Below are 18,689 nucleotides of genomic sequence, written 5' to 3'. Positions count from 1 at the left end.
CCTTGCTTTCTTCCATCGTCCCGGGCGGCGCACGCGTCGCCCGGGACGCGAACCCTAGAGCGCGAATCCGAAATAGTTGGCCACCGCGACGCCCACGAGCCACATCGCCGCGCGCAGGGCGATGGAGCCCACCAGCGCGCCCGCCAGCCCCACCGCGCCGAGCGCCAACGCGCTGCCCGGCTTCCGCGCCGCCAGCGCGCCGCACGCCGTCGGCGCCGCCGAGCCGCACAGCACCACGGCCGCCCAGAACAGGGCCGCCTGCTCGCCGAACGCGATCCCGCTCGCCACGCCGTACGCAAGGCCCAGCACGAGCGCAACCGCTCCTCCGACGGCGGCGTAGCGGGCAGCGCCCCTCATGTCGCCGTCATCCACTTTGAAGGCCGCGCACAGCATGAGGTAGAGCGCCGTGCCCGAAGCCATCGCCGTGCCCAGGTACGCCAGCGGCAGCGCAACCGTGTTCCACACCGGACGCGACGACATCATGTAGGACACGCCGCACGCGAACGAGAACGCCGCCGCCAAAACGATGCCCGTCGCCGCCAGCACCTTGCGCGCCGTCGGCGACGCCTCGCGCTTCACCAGCAGCGCGTACGCCGCGATGCACACGGCCAGCAGGCCCAGCAGCAGCGCCTCCAGGAAGATGCCCGCCGTGGGGTGCGCGAGCACCGCCATCATGCGATCGACGTGCGAGAGGTGCGTGGCCGAGGCGATTCCGCCCACCACCAGCAGCGCGATCGCGCCGATGCAGGCCGGAATGCGAACCCGTTTCGCCGCGCCACCCCGGAACTCGTCGGCGGCCGTGCAGGCGAACAGCCAAGCGCCGCATCCGGACAACACCGTGAACAGCACCAAAGACCATTGGATCGTCATGCCCGCTCACCTTCCTTCCAAGCCGCGCGCTGAGGTGACAGGATATAGTGCGTCGCCGGGCGGTTCCCCACGTCGACGAGCGTGTGGACGCTGGCGGGGTCGGCCGCCGCCAGCGCCTTCGCCGCATCGGACGAGGGATCGTCCAGGTCGCCGAAGAAGCGCGCGCCGGCCGAGCACGTGCGCACGCACAGGGGCAGCTCGCCGTTCTTGGTCAGATGGGCGCACAAGGTGCACTTCTCCACCACGCTCTCGGCGACGTTCCACGATCGCACGCCGTAGGGGCAGGCCATCATGCAGTACTTGCAGCCGATGCACTTCTCCTTGTCCACCAGCACCATGCCGTCGGCATCGCGGTAGCTCGCCCCGGTGGGGCACACGTTCGCGCAGGGTGCGTCCTGGCATTGCTGGCACATGGTGGGCAGGAAGTACATCTCCAGGTCGGGGTACTCGCCGAAGGGGCCGCGATCCACCACCTTGTTCCAATACTCCCCCAACGCGATGTTGTTCTCGTTCTTGCAGGCGACCTCGCATCCGTGACAGCCGATGCAGCGGTCGAGGTCGACGACGATTGCGTACTGGGCCATTATTTGAACACCACCTCAGTGGATTCGCTGAACGCAGGCATCCACGGCTCGAAGTCGGTCGGATCGATCCAGGCGCCCTCGGGAGCGCCCTCGGGAGCGGGGTACACCTTCACGGTGAAGCCGCGCAGCGTGTACGTGCCGTGCTCGGGGCTGAAACGCCCGTCGGTCTTGGTGAGCATGTTCACGTTCATCTCGGTCCACGCCTTGCTCGGCGTGTCGGTGTCCAGGTACTCGGGGTTCCAGAACCGTTCCATGTGCACGGTGCCCTTGGCGATGCCCAGGGTCACGCAGGCTTTGCCGCGCACCTTGCCGCGGCGGCTCTCGACCCACACCCACTGCCCGTCTTCCACGCCGCATGCGGCGGCCGTCTCGGGATGGATGCTGACGAGGGGTACCGGGTACAGCTCGCGCAGGTAGGGGATGTTGCGCAGCGTGCCGTGATGGTAGTGCGGGATGCGGCCCTGGGTGAGCATGATGGGATACTCGGTATCGGTCAGGTTCGTCTCCTCGGGCTCCAGATAGTAGATCAAGGGATCGTAGTCCTCATCGGCTGCTGGCATCGTATAGGATTTGCCTTCGGCCATGGCCCACGGCTCGCCGGTGCGGCCCAGCATGAGCGTCGCCTCGGAGTACGGCTCCACCTTCTTGGACGGCGTGCTCCAGCCCTTCTCCTTCCCCGTCTTCGGGTCGATGGTCTTGTAGGTGTAGTACGTGAGGTAGTCCTCCTTGGATATCCACTCGTACGTGCCCAGCTCGGCCAGCTCGTCCCAGCTCATGGGCAGGGTGCCCATGTGGAAGTCCATCATCTCCTGCTGGCCGCGCCAGTACACGAGATCGGTGCCCAGCGTTGCCAGGTACTCCTTGTCGAAGGCCTTCTGCGCGAACGGATTGCCCAGCTCGGCGCAACGATGCGCGATCTCGGACCAGATGACGCCTTCGTTCACCGTTTCGTACAGGTGCACCACCGGCTGACGGATGATGATCTTGTTCGCGTGCGCGATGGTGAAGTAGCTCTCCAGCCACTCCTGCGTGGGCAGCACGTAGTCGGCCGCCTCGATGGTGAACGCCGTGGGGTACATGTACAGGTGGCAGATCATCTCCATCTTGTCGATGATCTCGGTGAGCTGGCCCGCGTTGCCGATCATGGCATGCTTGTTGCCCGAGCGCTCCATCCAGTTGCGCGGCTGGTACGGCTCGCCCGTGGTGATGGCCTTGAACACGGTGGGGATGTGCGCGTGCGACCAGATGCCGAGGCCCTTGTGCTCGCGATACCCCAGGCGCTTCTCCAGCATCTCGCCGGTGACCAGCGTGTTCATGGTGCCGAGGTCCACCTTGTTCGGCGGGTCGGGGAAGCGCTGCAAAAGCGCGCCCGGCTTCTCCACGTTGCCCAGCAAAAACTCCAGGATGCACGCGCCCTCGGTGCCCTGGGCCGACTGCGGGCTCATATCGGTGGCCACGCCCAGGATGAGGCCCGACGGGGCGTTCTCGGCGTAGATGCGGATGGCCTTCTCCACCTGGTCCTCATCGAGGCAACACACCTCGCAGCCGCGCTCCAGCGTCCACTCGTCCACGCGCTCCTGCAGCAGCGTGAACGCCGTGGGATACTGCGTTCCGTCGATCTCGTACGTGCCGAAGAACGCGGGGTCGAGCGCCTCGTCGTAGGGCCACGGCAGCGGCTTCGCGGAGTTCGTCGCCCGATCCCACACCACGAACGTGTCGTCGGCGTCGACCGCGTCGGCATCGCCCAAGCCCACCTCCCAGGCGCGCAGCATCTTCTTCGTCTCGGTGTCGATAAGGTACGGCAAGTTGGTCCAGCGCTTGCAGAAGTCCTCGTCGTACAGCTCGTTCTCGATGATGTAGCGGATCCACGTCATCATGAGCGCCACGTCCGTGCCGGGGCGGATGGGCAGCCACACGTCCGCCATGGCGGCGTCCGGCGTGAACCGCGGATCGACCACCACCATATCGAGGCCCTGGTCGCGAGCGCGCAACTCGGCGATGGCGCGACCCGAACCGGAGGGGGCGTGGTAGCTGGTGCACGTGCCCCACATGACGAGCGTCTGGATGGGGTTGTCCTCCGGGAAGTAGAGCGACGCGCAGCCGCCGTACTTCGAGTCGGCCATCGACGTGGTGCCCGATTTGCTGCCGCCGTACATGAGCGAGAACGTGGCCATGCGCGGCAGGAAGCACTGCGCGCAGCCCGGTTCGAAGATGTTCGGCGACCCGAGCGCCTGCGTGAACCGGCACGGCGAGCTGAAGTGCGGGTTGCCGCCGCCTCCCGTGGAGGTGACCAGCGACTCACCGCCGTACTTGAAGAAATCCTGCGTAAGCTTCTGCGCGATCTCCTCGATGGCCTGGTCCCAGCTGATGCGCTCGAAGCTGTTCGTGCCGCGCTCCCCCACGCGCTTCATGGGGTACTTGTTGCGGCAGGGGTTGTACAGCGCCTGGATGCCCGACAGCCCCTTCGCGCACAGGCCTCCGCGGCTGATGGGGCTTTCCGGATTGCCCTCGAGCCGGATGACGCGCCCGTCGCGCACCGTCGCGATGACGGCGCAGCTGCAGATGCACGCCTGGCAGGAGGTGTAGACCTTCTTCGTCTGCGAGGTCGTCTCGTCGGCATGCGCTTCGCGGAACGCAGTGCCGACAGTCGCCGTCCCGAACGCGGCAAGCGCGCCGGTGGCGGCAGCGGCTTTCACGAACCCGCGCCTCGACATGTTGAGCTGACTCATACACATCGCCTTTCTCTCTCGTCTCCTCATGGTCGTTCGCGACGTTGCGCCGCGGCGACCTTCACGAGAGAGATTGTGCGCGGCGCGAGCCTGCGCGCCTATCGCCTGGAAAGCCTAAACCGGGGAACGAGATGAGTAAACTCGAGCCCCAACGGGCAAAACGGCCGCATAGCGGCCGCTTCCAAAAGAACGGGAGCCGTATTCGAATCAGCGAGCCACGTGCTCGGTGGCGTCGATGAACTCCTGGCGCGTGTGAACGCCGGTCTTGGCGTAGATGCTGCGGATGTGCGCTTTGGCCGTGTTGTCGGAGATGACGAGCGCCTCGCCGATGGATTTCGCATCGCGCCCGCGCAGCATGAGGTCGAACACCTCGCGCTCGCGCACGGTGAGGTTGTGGTCGGCCGCGAACGTCTCGGCATCGAGGCCGAAGACGGTCCCGACGGCCCCGCCGGTGCCGGCATCGCGCGCATCCCCGCGCATCGTCGCGTCGACCGGGCCGACGGCTTCGCCGACGTCGCCCCGGCTCGGCGTCGCCGCCACCGCCTCGACGGCCAGCCAACCGGCGCTCGTGATCTTGCGCACGTCGCTTTCGCGAAAGATGAGCATGGACGCGGCCACCAGCAAGAACGCCAGCACCAGGCCGATCACGAACGACTGCGACTCGCCCAGCCCCAAAGCGGGATAGCCCTGCCCCACCACGAGCCCCGCAAAGGAGCCGAGCGCGAACACGGAGCGGCCCCAACCGAACACCTGGATGGGACTCCAGTAGTCGCTGCGCGCCAGATACGCGAGCAAGCACCACATGAACAACGAGAACAGGCAGTACACCAGCACGATCACCGACGCCGCAGCCATGTTGCCCGCGTCGGACGAGAACACCACGACCACCGCCAGCACCAGCATGAGCACGAGCGGGTAGTACGCCACGCCGAAGTCGAACGACTTGAGCAAGCTGCTGACCAGCACCAGCACGAAGCTTACCAAGATGACCAGCGAAACGCCCACCGTGCCGCTGGCCAGAGAGGCATCGGCATCCTGCAGCGCGAACGCCCCTTTCGACAGGTTCGCCATGAACGTGAGCAGGAACACCACCACGAGGAAGCGGACGAACGCGGACACGCTCGCCCGCCGCGTCGACGCATCGAGTTCGGCGGCCCGATGGCGCGCCGGCATCCGGGCCTCGTCCGCATCGGGCTCGAACAGGGTCATGAGCGCGGCGGCCAGGGGAAGCAGCGCCGCTACCAGCAAGGCGATCTGGGGCACGGTGCCCACCACGAAGAAGAAGACGAGCCCGGAAGCCAGCTCGGAAAGCGCGGTGTTCGTCACGGCCACCACCGGACGCGTCGCAGCGTAGATCTGGCCGGCGCGCACGGCGATGAACGCGGTCCCGACACCCGTGAGCAGCGCGCCGATCACGAACAGCGGGTTCCCGCCGCCGCCGAACAGGAACGCGCCCGCGTACTCCATCAGCATGCCGACCGACGAAACGATGCCCGCCGCGCACATGACGCCCTTGCGCGAAAGCAGGCGGGAGGCTTGTCCATGGAACAGCGCCAACAGCGCCGCAACCGCGGCGAACGCCACGGTCGACCAGGCGTACATGGAGAACGAGCAGGACGCCGCCCCTGTTCCAGCCGCCACATAGCTCCAGATAGGCGCGGTGTATACCACCAATATCCACGAGCGCCAGAAACAGTACGTCAAGTATTTCGCCGCCGGCCACGCCCTCATGCGTCCCCCTTGCCCCATCGGCAGGCCCCATCACCCGTTTCGATGCCGCCGCCTTGCATTCTATACTACTTCATCAGGTCGCAAGGGAGGCCCCCCGCCGGGATTAAACTCGCACGCGCAAGGAGTAAACTCCCCTCGCTTGCCCTACAGCGGCCGCCTGGCTTCGATGGCGCGGCCGAGGGTCACCTCGTCGGCGAACTCGAGGTCGCCGCCGACGGGCAGGCCGCTGGCGGGACGGGTGACGGCGATGCCGAGCGGTTTGATGAGCCGGGCGAGGTAGGTCGCCGTGGTCTCGCCTTCCACGTTGGGGTTCGTGGCCAGCACCACCTCGCGCACCTCGTCGGACGCGAGGCGCTTCATGAGCTCGGCGATATGAAGCTCGTCGGGGCCGACGCCCTCCATGGGCGAAAGCGCCCCACCCAACACGTGGTACACGCCGTTGTAGACGGCGGTGCGCTCGATGGGCGGGATGTCGCGCGGCTCGCTGACCACGCAGATGATGCTCGCGTCGCGCTTGGACGACTGGCATATCTCGCACAGCTCGCCCTCGGCGTAGTTGAAGCAGCGCGAGCAGAAGCGCACGGTTTCCTTCACCTCGGCGATGGCCTCGGACAGGCGCAGCGCCGTCGCCTTGTCGGTGTTGAGGATCCAGTACGCGATACGCTGCGCCGACTTCGGCCCGACGCCCGGCAAGCGTTCCAGCTCGTCGAGCAGCTTCTGGATGGACGGCGCAGCGTACACGATCGTATTCTTCCGGACCGGGCTACATGAGGCCCGGGATGTTCATGCCGCCCGTGGCGGCATTCAGGCGCTGGGAGCTCAGCTCGGACACGCCGCGCAGCGCCTCGTTCACGGCGGCTGCCACCATATCCTGCAGCATTTCGACGTCCTCGGGATCCACGGCCTCGGGGTCGATGACGATGCTCTGCACGGCCATGTCGCCGGTTGCCACGACCTTCACCATGCCGCCGCCGGCCGTGGCCTCGAACGTCATGTCCTTGATCTCGTCCTGAGCCTTCGCCAGCTCGGCCTGCATCTTCTGCGCCTGCTTCATCATGGCGCCCATGTTGCCGCCGCCACCGCCGGGAAAACCGCCTCGTTTGGACATCGTCGTCTCCTATCTTTCAGGGTCGTTTGCACATGCCGCATGCGTGCGGCGGAATATCTGTCGCGTTATTCTCTCACTTCTTCGACGCGCACGCCATCGCCGAAGCCGGCGGCCAGGATGGCCTGCAGCTCCTCGGGCGACTTGGCGTCCGCAGGCGTCGGCGTCGCCGACGAGTGCGCATCGACCGGCGCGGGCCCGGGCGTCGGCGCGGGGGTCGCAGCCGGCGCGGGCGCGGGCGCGGGGGTCGCGGCGGGAGCCGGGGCCGGAGAGGACGAGACGAAGCCGTCGTCGTACGGAACCACTTCGTCCTCGTACGGGGGAATGTCGTAGTCGGGAACCGCGGCCGGCCGGGGGGCGGACGCGGGAACAGAAGCCGGCGCGGGACGCGGAGCCGGGGCCGCCTGCTGCACCTGCGGGCGCGGCGCGGGCGCGGGACGCGGAGCCGACGCGGGAACCGCCGCCGATGCCGAAGCCGTGGCAACCGCGCCGCCCTGCGCGTAGGCGAAGTGCAGCGACTCGCCGCATGCCTGCGTGAGCGCCACCGACACGGCCTCCTGCACGTCGGGTTTCTGCACCGCCTTGAACGCAAACGAGTTCTCAGCCGGGAACTCGATGATCAGCGTCCCCTTGTCCGCGTCGTACACCGCCTTCGTGTTGAGGAACAGCACGCCGTAGGCGGCCTTGTTCTTCTTGAGCGTCGCCAGCGCCGCCTGCCACACCCGCTGCAACGCGGCGGGGTTCTGCAAGCTCGCCTTCAGCTGGTCCGTGGGGGCGCCGGCCGGGGCAGGAGCAGGCCCGCTCGCCTGCGACGGCGAAGCGACTTGCGCAGCAGGCGCAGGCTGCGCCGGCGCTCCCCCCGCCCCTTGCGACGGCGGAACGACCTGCGGGGTCGGTGCCGATTGCGTCGGCGCAACGCCGGCCGTCACGGCATGATTCTCCGTCGGCACATGGCTGGGGGCGGGGGCCGCTGCGACCGGTTGGGGCGCAGGCGCCGCCGCAGCCGGCGCCTGCGCCGGTGCAGCGCTCGCCGCCGCGGCAGCCCCGCCGCCGGTCACGTGCGCCACCGCGGAATGCCCGCTCTCCAGCACCTCGACGCGCTCGGCGAGCGCTTCCAGCGTCAGATCCGAATCGGGACGCACCATGCGGGTGAGCGCGATCTCGAACGACAGGCGCGGGTTCGTCGACGTCTTCAGCTCGGCCGACAGATCGCCCAGCACGCCCAGCAGCCGCGCCAGCCGGTCGGGCCCGAACAGCGGCAGCTCGCTCGCCAGCTCGCGGCGCACGGTCTCGCCCACGTCGAGCGCCACGTCGGCGCCCGCCAGCGACAGCACGTACATGTTGCGGATGTGCTCGGCCAGGTCGCGCGTGAACTGCGCGAGATCGGCGCCCGTCTCCACGTACTCGGCCGTCCAGCGGAAGCACGACGCCACGTCGCGCGTGCCGATGGCCCGCACGATCTCGGCGAGGTCGTTCGTGTCGATGGATCCCAGCAGCCGTTCGGCCACCTCCATCGTCACCTTGCCCTCGCCGAACGCGATGAGCTGCTCGAGCGAGGTCAGCGCGTTGCGCATGCCGCCTTCGGCGCGATGCGCGATGAGGTCGAGCGCCTCGCCCTCGAACTCCACGTCCTCGGACACGCAGATGGCGCCGAGGCGCGACACGATGGACTCGGCCGAGATGCGGCGGAAGTCGAAGCGCTGGCAGCGCGAGTGGATGGTCTCGGGCACCTTCTGCGGATCGGTGGTGGCCAGGATGAACACGACGTGGCTCGGCGGCTCCTCGAGCGTCTTCAGCAGCGCGTTGAACGCCGCCGTCGACAGCATGTGGACCTCGTCGATGATATAGATCTTGTAGCGCCCGCGCGTGGGGGCGAACTGCACGCGCCCGATGATCTCCTCGCGCACGTTCTCCACGCCGGTGCGCGACGCGGCGTCCAGCTCGTACACGTCGGGGTGCTCGCCGTTCGCGATCATCACGCAGTCGTCGCACGTGCCGTCGGGCTCGGGCGTGGGGCCGTGCTCGCACAGCAGCGCTTTCGCCAGCAGGCGCGCGGTGGTGGTCTTGCCGGTACCGCGCGGGCCCGTGAACAGGTAGGCGTGGCTCACCTTGTCCTGCTCGATCGCGTTCTTGATCGTGCGTTCTATGTGCTCCTGGCCCACCACGTCTTCGAAGATCTGCGGGCGGTATTTTCTATAGAGTGCCTCTGCCATCGTGTATGCTCACAATCTCGCGTTTGCTTTCATCTTGATCGCGCACGCCGCGCGCCTTATGCGTCGGCGTTGGCCTTCTTCGCCTTGCGAGCGCTCATCGCCGCTTTGACGGCGCCGACGATGGCCGGCGCCACCGACACGGCCACGATGCCCAGCACGATGACCTCGAAGTGCTCCTGCACCACGGGAATGCCGCCGAAGAAGTAGCCCACCAGCACGAACAGGCTGACCCACGCGATGCCGCCGATGCAGTTGAACAGCGTGAACTTGCCGAAGTTCATGTGGCCGGTACCGGCGATGAACGGGGCGAACGTGCGGAAGAACGGCATGAAGCGCGTGATGACGATGGTCAGGCCGCCGAACTTCGCGAAGAAGTGGTCGAGCTTGGCCATGCGCTCGGGCGTGAGCGCCTTCACCTTGCCGGAGTCGATGATGCGCTTGCCGAAGAAGCGGGCGATCCAGTAGTTCGAGGTGTTGCCCAGGATGGCCGCGACGTAGAACACGATGAGCGTGGCCCAGATGTTCAACCCGCCGCCGTCGGCCGAGAACACGCCGGCTGCGAACAGCAGCGAATCGCCGGGCAGGAAGGGGAAGAACACGAGGCCCGTCTCCACGAACACGATGAGGAACAGCGGCGAGTACACCCAAAAGGGGCCCAACGCGATGATCCAGCCGGCAATCGCCCCGCGCGGGTCGCTGAGCAGGTTGACGAAGAAGTTGATGATGTCCATGAATGCCCTTCAGTGCCACAGGTTGTCAAACCACCGCGCATCTCCACGCAAGTCAGCGAGGGGCGCCCTCGTACCGAAGATCGTGGGGATGGCGACGGCGAAGCGTACTTCGGTACGTGAGTCGTCGACATCGCCGCGAGATTCGGCAAGAGGGCGCCCCGCAGCGTCGAGCCGTTCCGTCGGTCGTCAGATCGGCGGAACCGAGTATCCCGGATAGGCAGGGGCGCTCGCCAGCGGTCCCTTATGGCTGCTTCCTCCCGGACCTGACCAGGTTCGGAACATGGCGCCGCCCCGGCCCATCCGAGATACTCATAAAAGCATGCTCGCGCATGCGAAGCATCAGTATAGACGAAGCGCGCCCGCCGCGCTCCCCCTCCCCTGCCGAAGCAACCAAATGTCCACAGAGCCTCGACGCGTGCGGTCTATGCTAGAATGCCAGAGACGCGAAGCAGCTGTGAGGGGAGCGCACATGAAAGCTGACATCTCGTGAAAACCTCATCGGCCGAAACCAAGGAGGCGCCCAGCCGCGCCGTCGCGCGCAGCTACCGGGCGCTCGTGCCCTGCATCCTGGGCCTGGCGTTCGCGCGCGTCTCGTTCTCGGTGCTCACGCCCTTCAACTTTTCGGGAACCCTGCAGCCCCAGGCGCACCGCCTCATCGACATCACCATCCCCACGACGCTCGTCTTCGGCGGGGACGCCCAAACCATCGTGTACGACGTGTTCCACGTGCTGCGCCTGGGGCTGTTCGCCCTCTGTCTGATCTACCTGGCCTTCCGAAGCGACCACCTGCAAAAACGGGTCGTGAAGCGCATCGCGTACGCGTGCACGGCGCTCAGCCTCGCCGCAAGCGCCGCGCTCCTCGTCTCGACGCTGCTCGGACACCCGAGCGAAACGCTCGCCCTCGCCGCCTCGATGGTGGGCGCCCTCGCCATCACCGGGCTGCTGTTCTTCTGGCTTCGCTGCGCACGCCATCTCAACATCCGCGCGACCATGGCCTACGTGTTCCTCGCCTACTTCCTGTCCAAAGGGCTGCTCTACGTGCTGCCCTCGCTGGGAGCGGCGGCCGAATACGCCGCGTCGTTCGCGCTGGCCGGCGTGCAGCTGTACCTCATCGCGATCGTCCGGACCGGCCGGTCGTCCCTGAACAGGCTCGCGACCGACGTCGCGCAGGAGCCGGTCGATCATGCCGGCGATCGCGCCGACGAGAAGAAGTCGCCGAACTGGTATGTCATCGGGAACACCGCGACCCTGCTGCTGTTCTCCGTCATCCTGAGTCTGCTGCGCCTCAACTTCGAGAACGAATCCCTCTCCTCCCTGTTCTCGCCCACGAACATGGCGCTGGGCGTCCTGTTCTCCTTCGTCTTCATGGCGTGCCTGTTCGGCTCCATCTGGAAGGCGCCGTTCGCGGCCACCACCGTGTGCTGGCTCATGGTGTTCGTCCTGGCCAGCACCATCATGTTCCTCAACCTGGCCACCACCGGCCTCGGCGCGCACATCGACCTGCTCACCATGGTGCTGGACGACTTCAACCGCATCCTGCGCTGGTTCATCATCATCCGCTTCATGCACCTGGGCAAGCGGGACCCGTATTTCTACGCGCTCCTCATCAACATCGCCTACCTCCTGCCCCTGTGGCTCGCCTCGTTCGTCCCCGTGTTCGCCATGGAAACCGACATCGTCGCGGGCGTCCTGCTCGTGGGCGGCGTGGCCCTGTTCGCCGTGCAGAGCATCCAGTCCACCATCCAGGCGCGGCGCGATCTCGCCCTCGCCCAACGTCAGCACGACGACGAGCTGAGGCTGTTCGAGAAGCGCGTGCTGCAAAGCGTCGGGCCGGACGATCCGTCGGAAGGCGGCGCGGAGGCCTCGATGCGGCGCGACGCGATCGTGATGGGCGCCCAGTTCATGCTGTCGAAGCGCGAGGTCGAGGTGCTCACGCTGTACGCGCTCGGCCACACGCAGGCCCACATATCCGAAGAGCTCAGCGTGGCCAGCACCACCGTGCGCACGCACATCCGCAACATCTACCAGAAAACCGACCTCCACTCGCGCCAGGACATCCTCAACTACATGGCCGAGTACGTGCGCAAGTAACGCGCGGAAGGGCGGGATCGCCCGCAGAACGCGAAAAATCATCGCTTAGGGACGAGGGGGCCCGTCCCGTCATCCGTATACTCGGAGTGCAGCACAACGAGAGCGGAGGCCATCATGGACGAACGAGAACACCGGCAAGACGAACGCTGCGCCGACATCGTCGACGCAGCGACCGAACAGCGCGAGGAGCGGCGCGCGACCATCGAAGCCGAGCGCGCGGCGCTCGCACGGCTCTTCTCCTGCGTCCGGCACCGTTCGTCCGACGGCAACCTCACGCCCCAGCCCCTCTGGGCGCAGCTCGCCGAGGTTCCCGACCACCTGGACGACGAAGCGTTCGCTCAGCTCGTGGCCGAGCAGCTCGCCGGCCGCACGGCCGGCGGCGAGGAAGACGAAGAGGACGAAGACGGGGCGCGGGACGAGGGCCTGCCGCCCCTCGCGTGCGACGACATCGCCGAGGTGCACGGTTCGGCCGGCTCCTCCCTGTACTCGACCGACGTCATGACCGACGCCTACGCGACGTGGGCGCACCTCGCCGAGGAAGACGACGACGTGGCGACGCTCGTCGCCTGCGCCCGCGAGGAGTCGAAGCTCTACCCGCGGCCCCTGCTGGCCCAATCGCTGGCCAACGCGCCGTTCTTCCTCGACGAGGAGCGCGTGGCGCGGGCGTTCGAGGCGGCCGTCGCCTCCGGCGCCTACCCCGACCTCGAAACGGTCCGCGCCTCCAACGACGACGTGTACTACTTCTCCACGCTCCACCTGAGCCGGGGATACGCGCGCTCCCTCGCCGAAACCTATTCGGTGAAGCGGTTCCTGAACCTGTAGCCCCCCCCCCCAACGTGAGGAAGGCCGGGCATCGCCCGGCCTTCCTCACAACGCGGCCGCTCTAGTCGACCAGCCCGAGCGATTGCAGCTCCGCCTTCACGTCGGGCATGTCGTAGTAATCGAGCGACGCGGCCGTGGGGCAGCCCTTCTCCTCATCCCACTTGAACTCCTGGTACACCATGCCGAGCGCCGTCTGGAAATCGTTGCGCTCCATCTTCGTCGTGCCCTCGGTGAACGGCTCCATGTCGGGGTCGGCGTCGTACACCCACGAGCACAGGATGTCATGCTCGCGACGCAGGTCGTTCGTCCCCATGCCCCGCATCGTGTTCGCGCGCTGCAGCGTCATGATGCGCGCGGCGGCGTGGTACAGGTCCTCGGTGGTCGCGTCGATGCCGGTGACCGCCTTGTAGAACTTGGCCTCCATGTCGAGGTCCCCGCGGTACCCGCGCGACTTGACCGGGCTCGCCGCCATCGGCCACACCCAGTTGCACAGGGTCAGGCTGTCGTGCAGCACGTCGGTCACCACGTTCCACCAGCAGAACCGCGCCTTGTACTCGTTCATCGGCGTGAAGTTGTCGGGGCCGTCGACCGCGTCGGGGCTGCCCCATAGCTCCGCGCCGATCTCCTTCTGCAGCTCCAAGGGCAACCCGTTGCGCAGGAAGTTGGTGGCCGAGTGGGCCATCGGATCGCGGTTGAACAGCATGTTCGACACGGCGCCCACCTGATAGGAGTCGTCGTTGCCGTGATGGACGGCCCAGCCGCGCGGGCTGATGTTGTGGCATTTCTCGTTCTCGAGCCACTCGGGATGACCCCAACGCTCGGTCCAGACGAGAGGGCCGTGCGCCAAATAGGACAGCTCGGAGTCGTTCGACGCGATGGTGCGCAGGAAGTCGACCGCAACCGACGGATCGTTGCTGTAGAACTTCGACCAATCCACCTTCGCGTAGTCCTCGGGGGACATGACCTCCTCCAGGATGCCCTCGGCATACGTCCACCCGAAGTCGTACCACAGCTGGCCGTAGCCCTCCCACAAGCCGAGGTCGTCCATCGTCGATCCCAAGACGAGGTTCCATACCAGGATGTCTTCCTTGTCCTTCAACCCCGTCTTCAAGAACGAGTCGAACCGGCGGTAGATCGACATCGCCGTGCACGTGTTGCCCACCGTCTGCATGCCCGTGACGTTGGCCGCCCCCTTGGATATCATGTCGGCGTGGCAGTGGATGGGGCACCCGTGGCAGCCGCCCATCTTCACCGTGTACGGCTCGGCCTCGATGCCGAGGTCCTTCGTCGCCTTCATGCAGCGATAGCCGATGGTGTTCAGCTCGCCGGGCTTCGGCTCCCCCGTCTCGATGGGACCGCCCTCGGCCGCACCCCAGAACAGCCCCTTCTGCGCGGTCCAGCGCGACGTCTCGTCGTAGTACTCGGCCCATTCCTGCTGCGTGGAGGGAACCACGTGGTTGTTGTTGGACCCGATCAGCTCTTTCAGCATGTAGTCGCTCAGATCCGAAACCGCTTGGGGGTCGGCGACGTTCACCTGGCCGTTGCCCTCCACCACCAGCGCCTTGCAGCGCTTCGACCCCATGACCGCGCCCGATCCTGCGCCTGCGGAGTGGTTGCGCGAGTTCATGATCGTCGAATAGGGAAGCAGGTTCTCGCCGGCCGGTCCGATGGACGCCACGCAGGCGCGCGTGCCCTCGCGGCGCGTGAGCTTCTCGGTGGTAGCCCGCGTGCCGAGCCCCCACACGTCGGACGCGTCCTTGATCTCCACCACGTCGTCGACGACGTGGATGTAGCATGGGGTGGCACTCTGCCCCTCGATGACGATCGCGTCGTAACCGGCGAGCTTGATGCGGGCGCCGATCATGCCGCCGCAATGCGCATCGATGACCAGGTGGTCCTGGGTGATGGGCGAAAGCGTCCCGATGGTGGTGCGCCCGGCCAGGGGCACGCCCGAGGCCGTCAGCGGCCCCACCGCGAAGACGATCTTGTTTTCGGGGGAAAACGGGTCGGTGCCGGCGGGCACCTCGTCGTACATGATCTTGTTGGCAAGGCCCATCCCGCCGATGTACTGCTTGTACGGCTCGGTGGAATCGGTCGTGACCCTCCCGGTCGTCAGGTCGACGCGGAGGAACTTCCCCGCCCAGCCGTACGATACCGTCTCTGTCATAGCAAGTCTCCTTTTCATTCTGGCTGATGCGCAGCTTCGGCGAACAGGAGGCTCGTTGATCCACAACGCGTCCATCATGCCAGAACCGCTTGCGGCGGCCTCCTCTTTTTCAGACGATTTTTGACGAATCCGCCCCTTCTCACTGCAAAGGGAGGAGGTCGGCATCCGGGCGAGATCCATACTGTGCCCATGCGCAGCGGCGAATGGGTATGTGGAACGAGGGGGTTCGGAGCATCGCGCCGAAACAAAGGAGACGAGAAGTATGGTTGAACACGATTCATGCAACGATGCCTCAACCGAGCACGAGCAGCCATCGCCCGCGAAGGGGAAGCCGGCCGTCACGCGCCGGACGGTCCTGGGCATGGCAGGGTGCGGCGTTGCGGGCTTGATACTGGGCGGAGCGCTCTCACGATGGGGCGTCGCCGAAAGCGCCATCGCATCGGGGCGCATCGAGGTCAGCACCACGCCGACGAAGATGATCGTCACGGATCGCGGGCGCTGTTCGGGATGCCAGCGCTGCGAGATGATGTGCACGCTGAAGAACGACGGCCACGTATCCCAGCACACCGCCCGCGTGCGGGTGTGGGAGAACTACAACTTCGGCCCATCCCCCGATTCGCCCGACGGGCAATTCGGCGATTGCCAGTACACCATCCAAAGCTGCAAGCAGTGCGCCGAGCCGCGCTGCGCCGCGTACTGCCCCGTCCACGCCATCTACACCGACGAGGAGACGGGCGCGCGGGCCATCGACGCCGAACGCTGCATCGGATGCGGCGGCTGCCATTCGGCCTGCCCCTGGAACATGCCCGTCGTGGACCCGCTGACCGGCGTGTCCACGAAGTGCATCTCGTGCGGAAGATGCGCCGACCAATGCCCGAACGGGGCCATCACCTTCATCGACTGGAAAGACATCGCCGACGAAGTGCTTGCCAAGGGCCTCGTCTCGACGGTCGACGCGTAGCGCGGAAAGGGGTCATCATGCACACCAATCTGCCTACGAGGCGAAGCTTCGTCGGCGGCGCAGGCGCGCTCGCCGCAGCTTCGCTTCTGACGGGATGCGCAAGCGCGTCCCACGAACGCCTCTACGGATGGACGAGCCCGACGAGCGCCGACGCCGTCGCCGTGCCCACCGTCTGCGGCCTTTGCCCGGAACAATGCGGCCTCACCGCCTTGGTGAAGGAGGGCTCGCTTACCGGCCTGCGCGGCGACGGAGGCCATCCTTTCAGCCGGGGCAGGCTCTGCGCCGCCGGTTACGCATACGGGGATGCGACGTACGCAAGCGATCGCATCGCCGAACCGATGAAGCGGACCGCGAGCGGCTCGTGGGAGCCGATCGGCTGGGACGAGGCGATCGGCGACATCGCCGCGGCGCTCGACGCCGCGGCGGGCACCGCAGGGGCCGAGAGCATCGCGCTGCTGCACGACGGGCGCGCGATCGCCGCCGCGTACGGGAAGCGGCTCATGCACGCGCTCGGCTCGCCCAACGTGTTCGCCGCCGATCGCACGGGGCGGGAGGCATGTGCGAACGTCTTGAAGCGGACGATCGGCGCGAGCCGGTACGTTCCCGACGCCGCGCGTACCGCCATGATCCTGTTCGTCGGCCAAGACCCTCTGGGCGGAACGCGGCCCTCGCTCGTCGCGACCCAGGCCGCCGCGAAGGAAAACGGCGGGCGGCTGTGCCGCGTCAGCCCCTATCGCTCGGCATCCGACACGCTGCTCGACGAATGGACGCCCCTCGCAGCGGGGACCGAGCTGGCGTTCGTCCTCGCGCTCTGCCAGGTCGTCGTCGACGAGGGACGCTACGATACCAGCTACCTCGATGCGTCCGACGAGGGGTTCGCGGCGTGGAAGGCCGAGCTCAACGAGTACCGCCCCGCCTGGGCGGAATCGCTCACCGGCATACCCGCAAGCGACATCTCGCGCATCGCGCTCCAGCTGGCCGAGGCCGCCCCGGCCGTCTCGGTGGTGGCGGACGGCGTTTCCGGACGCTATGCGAACGCGAGCGCGACGATTCGCGCGACCGCGCTGCTCAACACCCTCTTGGGAAGCTGGAACCGGGAAGGAGGGGCCCTCGCGGCGCCCGAGGCGACCTTCGCCGACCCCGGTTTCAACGCCCTACCCGACCTTCCCGCCCCGTCCGCCGCGCGCCTCGGCGATGCCGACTACCCCCTCGTTTCCGAGGCGGGCGCGTCCACGATGCTCGTCCGAGGCATCGAAGACGGCACCGTCAAGAGCCTGTTCCTCTTCGGCGACGGGTGCCTCGGCGATCCCTCGGTGCGAGCGGCGGGCGACGGGCGCTTCTCGCAGCTCGATACGTGCGTTTTCGTGGGCTCCGTCAAACCGGCGAACGACGCGGGCATCGGGTACCTTTTGCCCGAGCCGACCCCGCTCGAAAGCCGCGGCTTTCCCTCCTTCGCGTCCGGGTCCGTCGCGATCGCCTCGCTGCGCGCGCAGGCCGTCGACCCCGTTTGCCCGGATGCCCGGACGATCGACGCGATCGTGAGCGACCTCGCTTCCGCCTGCGGCGTCGGGGAGCGTTTCGCGTGCTCCTGCGACGACGTCGTCGCGGCGCGCCTCGCCAGCGTCGGACTCGAACCGGAAGATTTCGCCCACGTCGCGTTCGTGCCGCTGCCCACGCAAGCGAGCGTCTTGCAGGCGGGGTCGATCGCGTTCGCCAGCGACGAGTTCGAGCGCGCGGGCCTCGGGCGAACGGCCCGGTGGATCGAGCCCGCCGTCTCCCCCTCGCCGGACCAGCGGGAGTTCAGGCTTCTGACCGACTGCCAGTCTGCGACGTTCGTCGAAGAGCTCGCCCAGGCCGAGAAGCTCCAGTCGATCTCGCGGGAATGCGGGCTGGATCGCCTCTGGATGAACGTTTCCGCGGCCCGAGATCTGGGGATCGAGGACGGCGACACGGTCACGATCTCCACCGCCGCGGCCGAAGCCTCGGAAACCTGCATCATGCGCACCACCCCGTGCATGCACCCGAAAGCCGTCATGTTGCCCTCGCCCACGAGCGCTTTCGCGACGTCGCTTGCCGCCGAGCCGGGATTCGGGACGACTGCGCGCGACGAAACGCTGGTATTCATATCGAAAGGAGGCACCCGATGACCCGCTTTGGAATGCTCATCGACACGAACCGCTGCATCAGCTGCTACGCCTGCCGCACCGCGTGCCAAAGCCTGAACAACCTGGGGCAGCGGGAGGCCTTCGTCACGTACGAGCAGCGTGAGGCAGGCTCGTACCCGCACGCCCGCGTCGAAACGGTTCCCCTCCAATGCATGCACTGCGACGACGCGCCCTGCGTGCGCGTGTGCCCCACCGGCGCCTCGCGCATCAACGAGAACGGCATCGTCAGCGTCGATCACGGCCGCTGCATCGGCTGCAAGTACTGCATGGCGGCGTGCCCCTACCAGGTGCGCGTCCAAAACGAGGAGACGGGCGTCGTCGACAAATGCCGGTTCTGCACGGCCAGCGCCCTCGACGGCGCGACGATCAGCTCGTGCGTCGAAGTATGCCCCACCAAAGCTCGGATATTCGGCGATCTCGACGATCCCGAAAGCGAATTGTCCAAAGCCATCGTTGCATCGAACGCCGTTCCCCTGGCGGGCGATCTGACGAAGGCCAAAGTTTTCTATGCGAGGTGAAC

Annotated in this window: 14 protein-coding genes and 1 other RNA gene; 5 read left to right on the top strand and 10 right to left on the bottom strand. The window is 67.0% G+C overall.

All coding sequences use genetic code 11. The annotated features are described in order from the left end of the window. Positions 1-54 precede the first annotated feature (54 nt). The 9 genes from H8S61_RS16120 to ffs form a co-directional block, all read right to left on the bottom strand. Positions 55-870, bottom strand: a complete 816-nt coding sequence (locus H8S61_RS16120) for a dimethyl sulfoxide reductase anchor subunit family protein (protein ID WP_186939700.1) — start codon at positions 868-870, stop codon at positions 55-57. Further along, positions 867-1,454 carry a 4Fe-4S dicluster domain-containing protein gene (locus H8S61_RS16115; RefSeq protein ID WP_160943456.1) on the bottom strand — a complete coding sequence of 196 codons (588 nt, stop codon included), beginning with the start codon at positions 1,452-1,454 and terminating at the stop codon, positions 867-869. Before H8S61_RS16115 ends, H8S61_RS16120 begins: the two co-directional genes overlap by 4 nt. Further along, positions 1,454-4,183 (bottom strand): molybdopterin-containing oxidoreductase family protein, encoded by a 2,730-nt coding sequence (locus H8S61_RS16110; RefSeq protein WP_186939699.1) that lies wholly within the window; start codon positions 4,181-4,183, stop codon positions 1,454-1,456. The genes H8S61_RS16115 and H8S61_RS16110 overlap by 1 nt, the downstream gene beginning before the upstream one ends. Before the next feature lie 207 nt (positions 4,184-4,390). Then, complete coding sequence (locus H8S61_RS16105) at positions 4,391-5,914, bottom strand: helix-turn-helix transcriptional regulator (RefSeq protein ID WP_186939698.1); 1,524 nt, start codon at positions 5,912-5,914, stop codon at positions 4,391-4,393. Between the two features lie 144 nt (positions 5,915-6,058). Continuing rightward, complete coding sequence (recR, locus tag H8S61_RS16100; RefSeq protein ID WP_160943459.1) at positions 6,059-6,655, bottom strand: recombination mediator RecR; 597 nt, start codon at positions 6,653-6,655, stop codon at positions 6,059-6,061. Positions 6,656-6,677: 22 nt separating this feature from the next. Next, positions 6,678-7,022, bottom strand: coding sequence for a YbaB/EbfC family nucleoid-associated protein (locus H8S61_RS16095; protein WP_154334907.1), 345 nt, complete (start codon positions 7,020-7,022; stop codon positions 6,678-6,680). A 65-nt stretch (positions 7,023-7,087) separates the two neighbouring features. Next, the gene (gene dnaX, locus H8S61_RS16090; protein ID WP_186939697.1) at positions 7,088-9,232 is read right to left on the bottom strand and encodes a DNA polymerase III subunit gamma/tau; all 2,145 of its coding nucleotides are present in this window, start codon (positions 9,230-9,232) and stop codon (positions 7,088-7,090) included. A gap of 56 nt (positions 9,233-9,288) precedes the next feature. Beyond that, a complete protein-coding gene (locus H8S61_RS16085) occupies positions 9,289-9,963 on the bottom strand; it encodes a VTT domain-containing protein (protein WP_160943461.1) in 675 nt (224 codons plus the stop codon). A 208-nt stretch (positions 9,964-10,171) separates the two neighbouring features. Next, positions 10,172-10,265: signal recognition particle sRNA small type (gene ffs, locus H8S61_RS16080), an RNA gene on the bottom strand. A 184-nt stretch (positions 10,266-10,449) separates the two neighbouring features. Between ffs and H8S61_RS17810 the strand changes: the two genes are divergently transcribed. Next, a complete protein-coding gene (locus tag H8S61_RS17810; RefSeq protein WP_186939696.1) occupies positions 10,450-12,054 on the top strand; it encodes a helix-turn-helix transcriptional regulator in 1,605 nt (534 codons plus the stop codon). Positions 12,055-12,168: 114 nt separating this feature from the next. Continuing rightward, positions 12,169-12,876, top strand: a complete 708-nt coding sequence (locus tag H8S61_RS16070; protein ID WP_186939695.1) for a YdhW C-terminal domain-containing protein — start codon at positions 12,169-12,171, stop codon at positions 12,874-12,876. A gap of 61 nt (positions 12,877-12,937) precedes the next feature. On the opposite strand, the gene H8S61_RS16065 is transcribed toward H8S61_RS16070, so the two are convergent. Next, positions 12,938-15,043, bottom strand: coding sequence for an aldehyde ferredoxin oxidoreductase (locus tag H8S61_RS16065; protein WP_101721640.1), 2,106 nt, complete (start codon positions 15,041-15,043; stop codon positions 12,938-12,940). Between the two features lie 262 nt (positions 15,044-15,305). Between H8S61_RS16065 and H8S61_RS16060 the strand changes: the two genes are divergently transcribed. The 3 genes from H8S61_RS16060 to H8S61_RS16050 are packed head-to-tail and all read left to right on the top strand — an operon-like array spanning position 15,306 to position 18,687. Then, positions 15,306-16,004 (top strand): 4Fe-4S binding protein, encoded by a 699-nt coding sequence (locus tag H8S61_RS16060; RefSeq protein ID WP_101721639.1) that lies wholly within the window; start codon positions 15,306-15,308, stop codon positions 16,002-16,004. A gap of 17 nt (positions 16,005-16,021) precedes the next feature. Further along, positions 16,022-18,151 (top strand): molybdopterin-containing oxidoreductase family protein, encoded by a 2,130-nt coding sequence (locus tag H8S61_RS16055; protein ID WP_186939694.1) that lies wholly within the window; start codon positions 16,022-16,024, stop codon positions 18,149-18,151. Next, positions 18,148-18,687 carry a 4Fe-4S dicluster domain-containing protein gene (locus H8S61_RS16050; protein WP_154334899.1) on the top strand — a complete coding sequence of 180 codons (540 nt, stop codon included), beginning with the start codon at positions 18,148-18,150 and terminating at the stop codon, positions 18,685-18,687. The genes H8S61_RS16055 and H8S61_RS16050 overlap by 4 nt, the downstream gene beginning before the upstream one ends. The last annotated feature ends 2 nt before the right edge of the window (positions 18,688-18,689 follow it).

The sequence above is a fragment of the Eggerthella hominis genome (assembly GCF_014287365.1).
GTDB classification, from domain to species: Bacteria; Actinomycetota; Coriobacteriia; order Coriobacteriales; family Eggerthellaceae; genus Eggerthella; species Eggerthella guodeyinii.
This window is presented reverse-complemented; position numbering and strand designations above follow the sequence as displayed.

Bases quoted from the DNA above. Each gene is read 5' to 3' on its own strand.
- H8S61_RS16120 (WP_186939700.1), bottom strand. From the start codon at position 870: ATGACGATCCAATGGTCTTTGGTGCTGTTCACGGTGTTGTCCGGATGC.
- H8S61_RS16115 (WP_160943456.1), bottom strand. From the start codon at position 1,454: ATGGCCCAGTACGCAATCGTCGTCGACCTCGACCGCTGCATCGGCTGT.
- H8S61_RS16110 (WP_186939699.1), bottom strand. From the start codon at position 4,183: ATGAGTCAGCTCAACATGTCGAGGCGCGGGTTCGTGAAAGCCGCTGCC.
- H8S61_RS16105 (WP_186939698.1), bottom strand. From the start codon at position 5,914: ATGAGGGCGTGGCCGGCGGCGAAATACTTGACGTACTGTTTCTGGCGC.
- H8S61_RS16095 (WP_154334907.1), bottom strand. From the start codon at position 7,022: ATGTCCAAACGAGGCGGTTTTCCCGGCGGTGGCGGCGGCAACATGGGC.
- dnaX (WP_186939697.1), bottom strand. From the start codon at position 9,232: ATGGCAGAGGCACTCTATAGAAAATACCGCCCGCAGATCTTCGAAGAC.
- H8S61_RS16085 (WP_160943461.1), bottom strand. From the start codon at position 9,963: ATGGACATCATCAACTTCTTCGTCAACCTGCTCAGCGACCCGCGCGGG.
- H8S61_RS16070 (WP_186939695.1), top strand. From the start codon at position 12,169: ATGGACGAACGAGAACACCGGCAAGACGAACGCTGCGCCGACATCGTC.
- H8S61_RS16065 (WP_101721640.1), bottom strand. From the start codon at position 15,043: ATGACAGAGACGGTATCGTACGGCTGGGCGGGGAAGTTCCTCCGCGTC.
- H8S61_RS16060 (WP_101721639.1), top strand. From the start codon at position 15,306: ATGGTTGAACACGATTCATGCAACGATGCCTCAACCGAGCACGAGCAG.
- H8S61_RS16055 (WP_186939694.1), top strand. From the start codon at position 16,022: ATGCACACCAATCTGCCTACGAGGCGAAGCTTCGTCGGCGGCGCAGGC.
- H8S61_RS16050 (WP_154334899.1), top strand. From the start codon at position 18,148: ATGACCCGCTTTGGAATGCTCATCGACACGAACCGCTGCATCAGCTGC.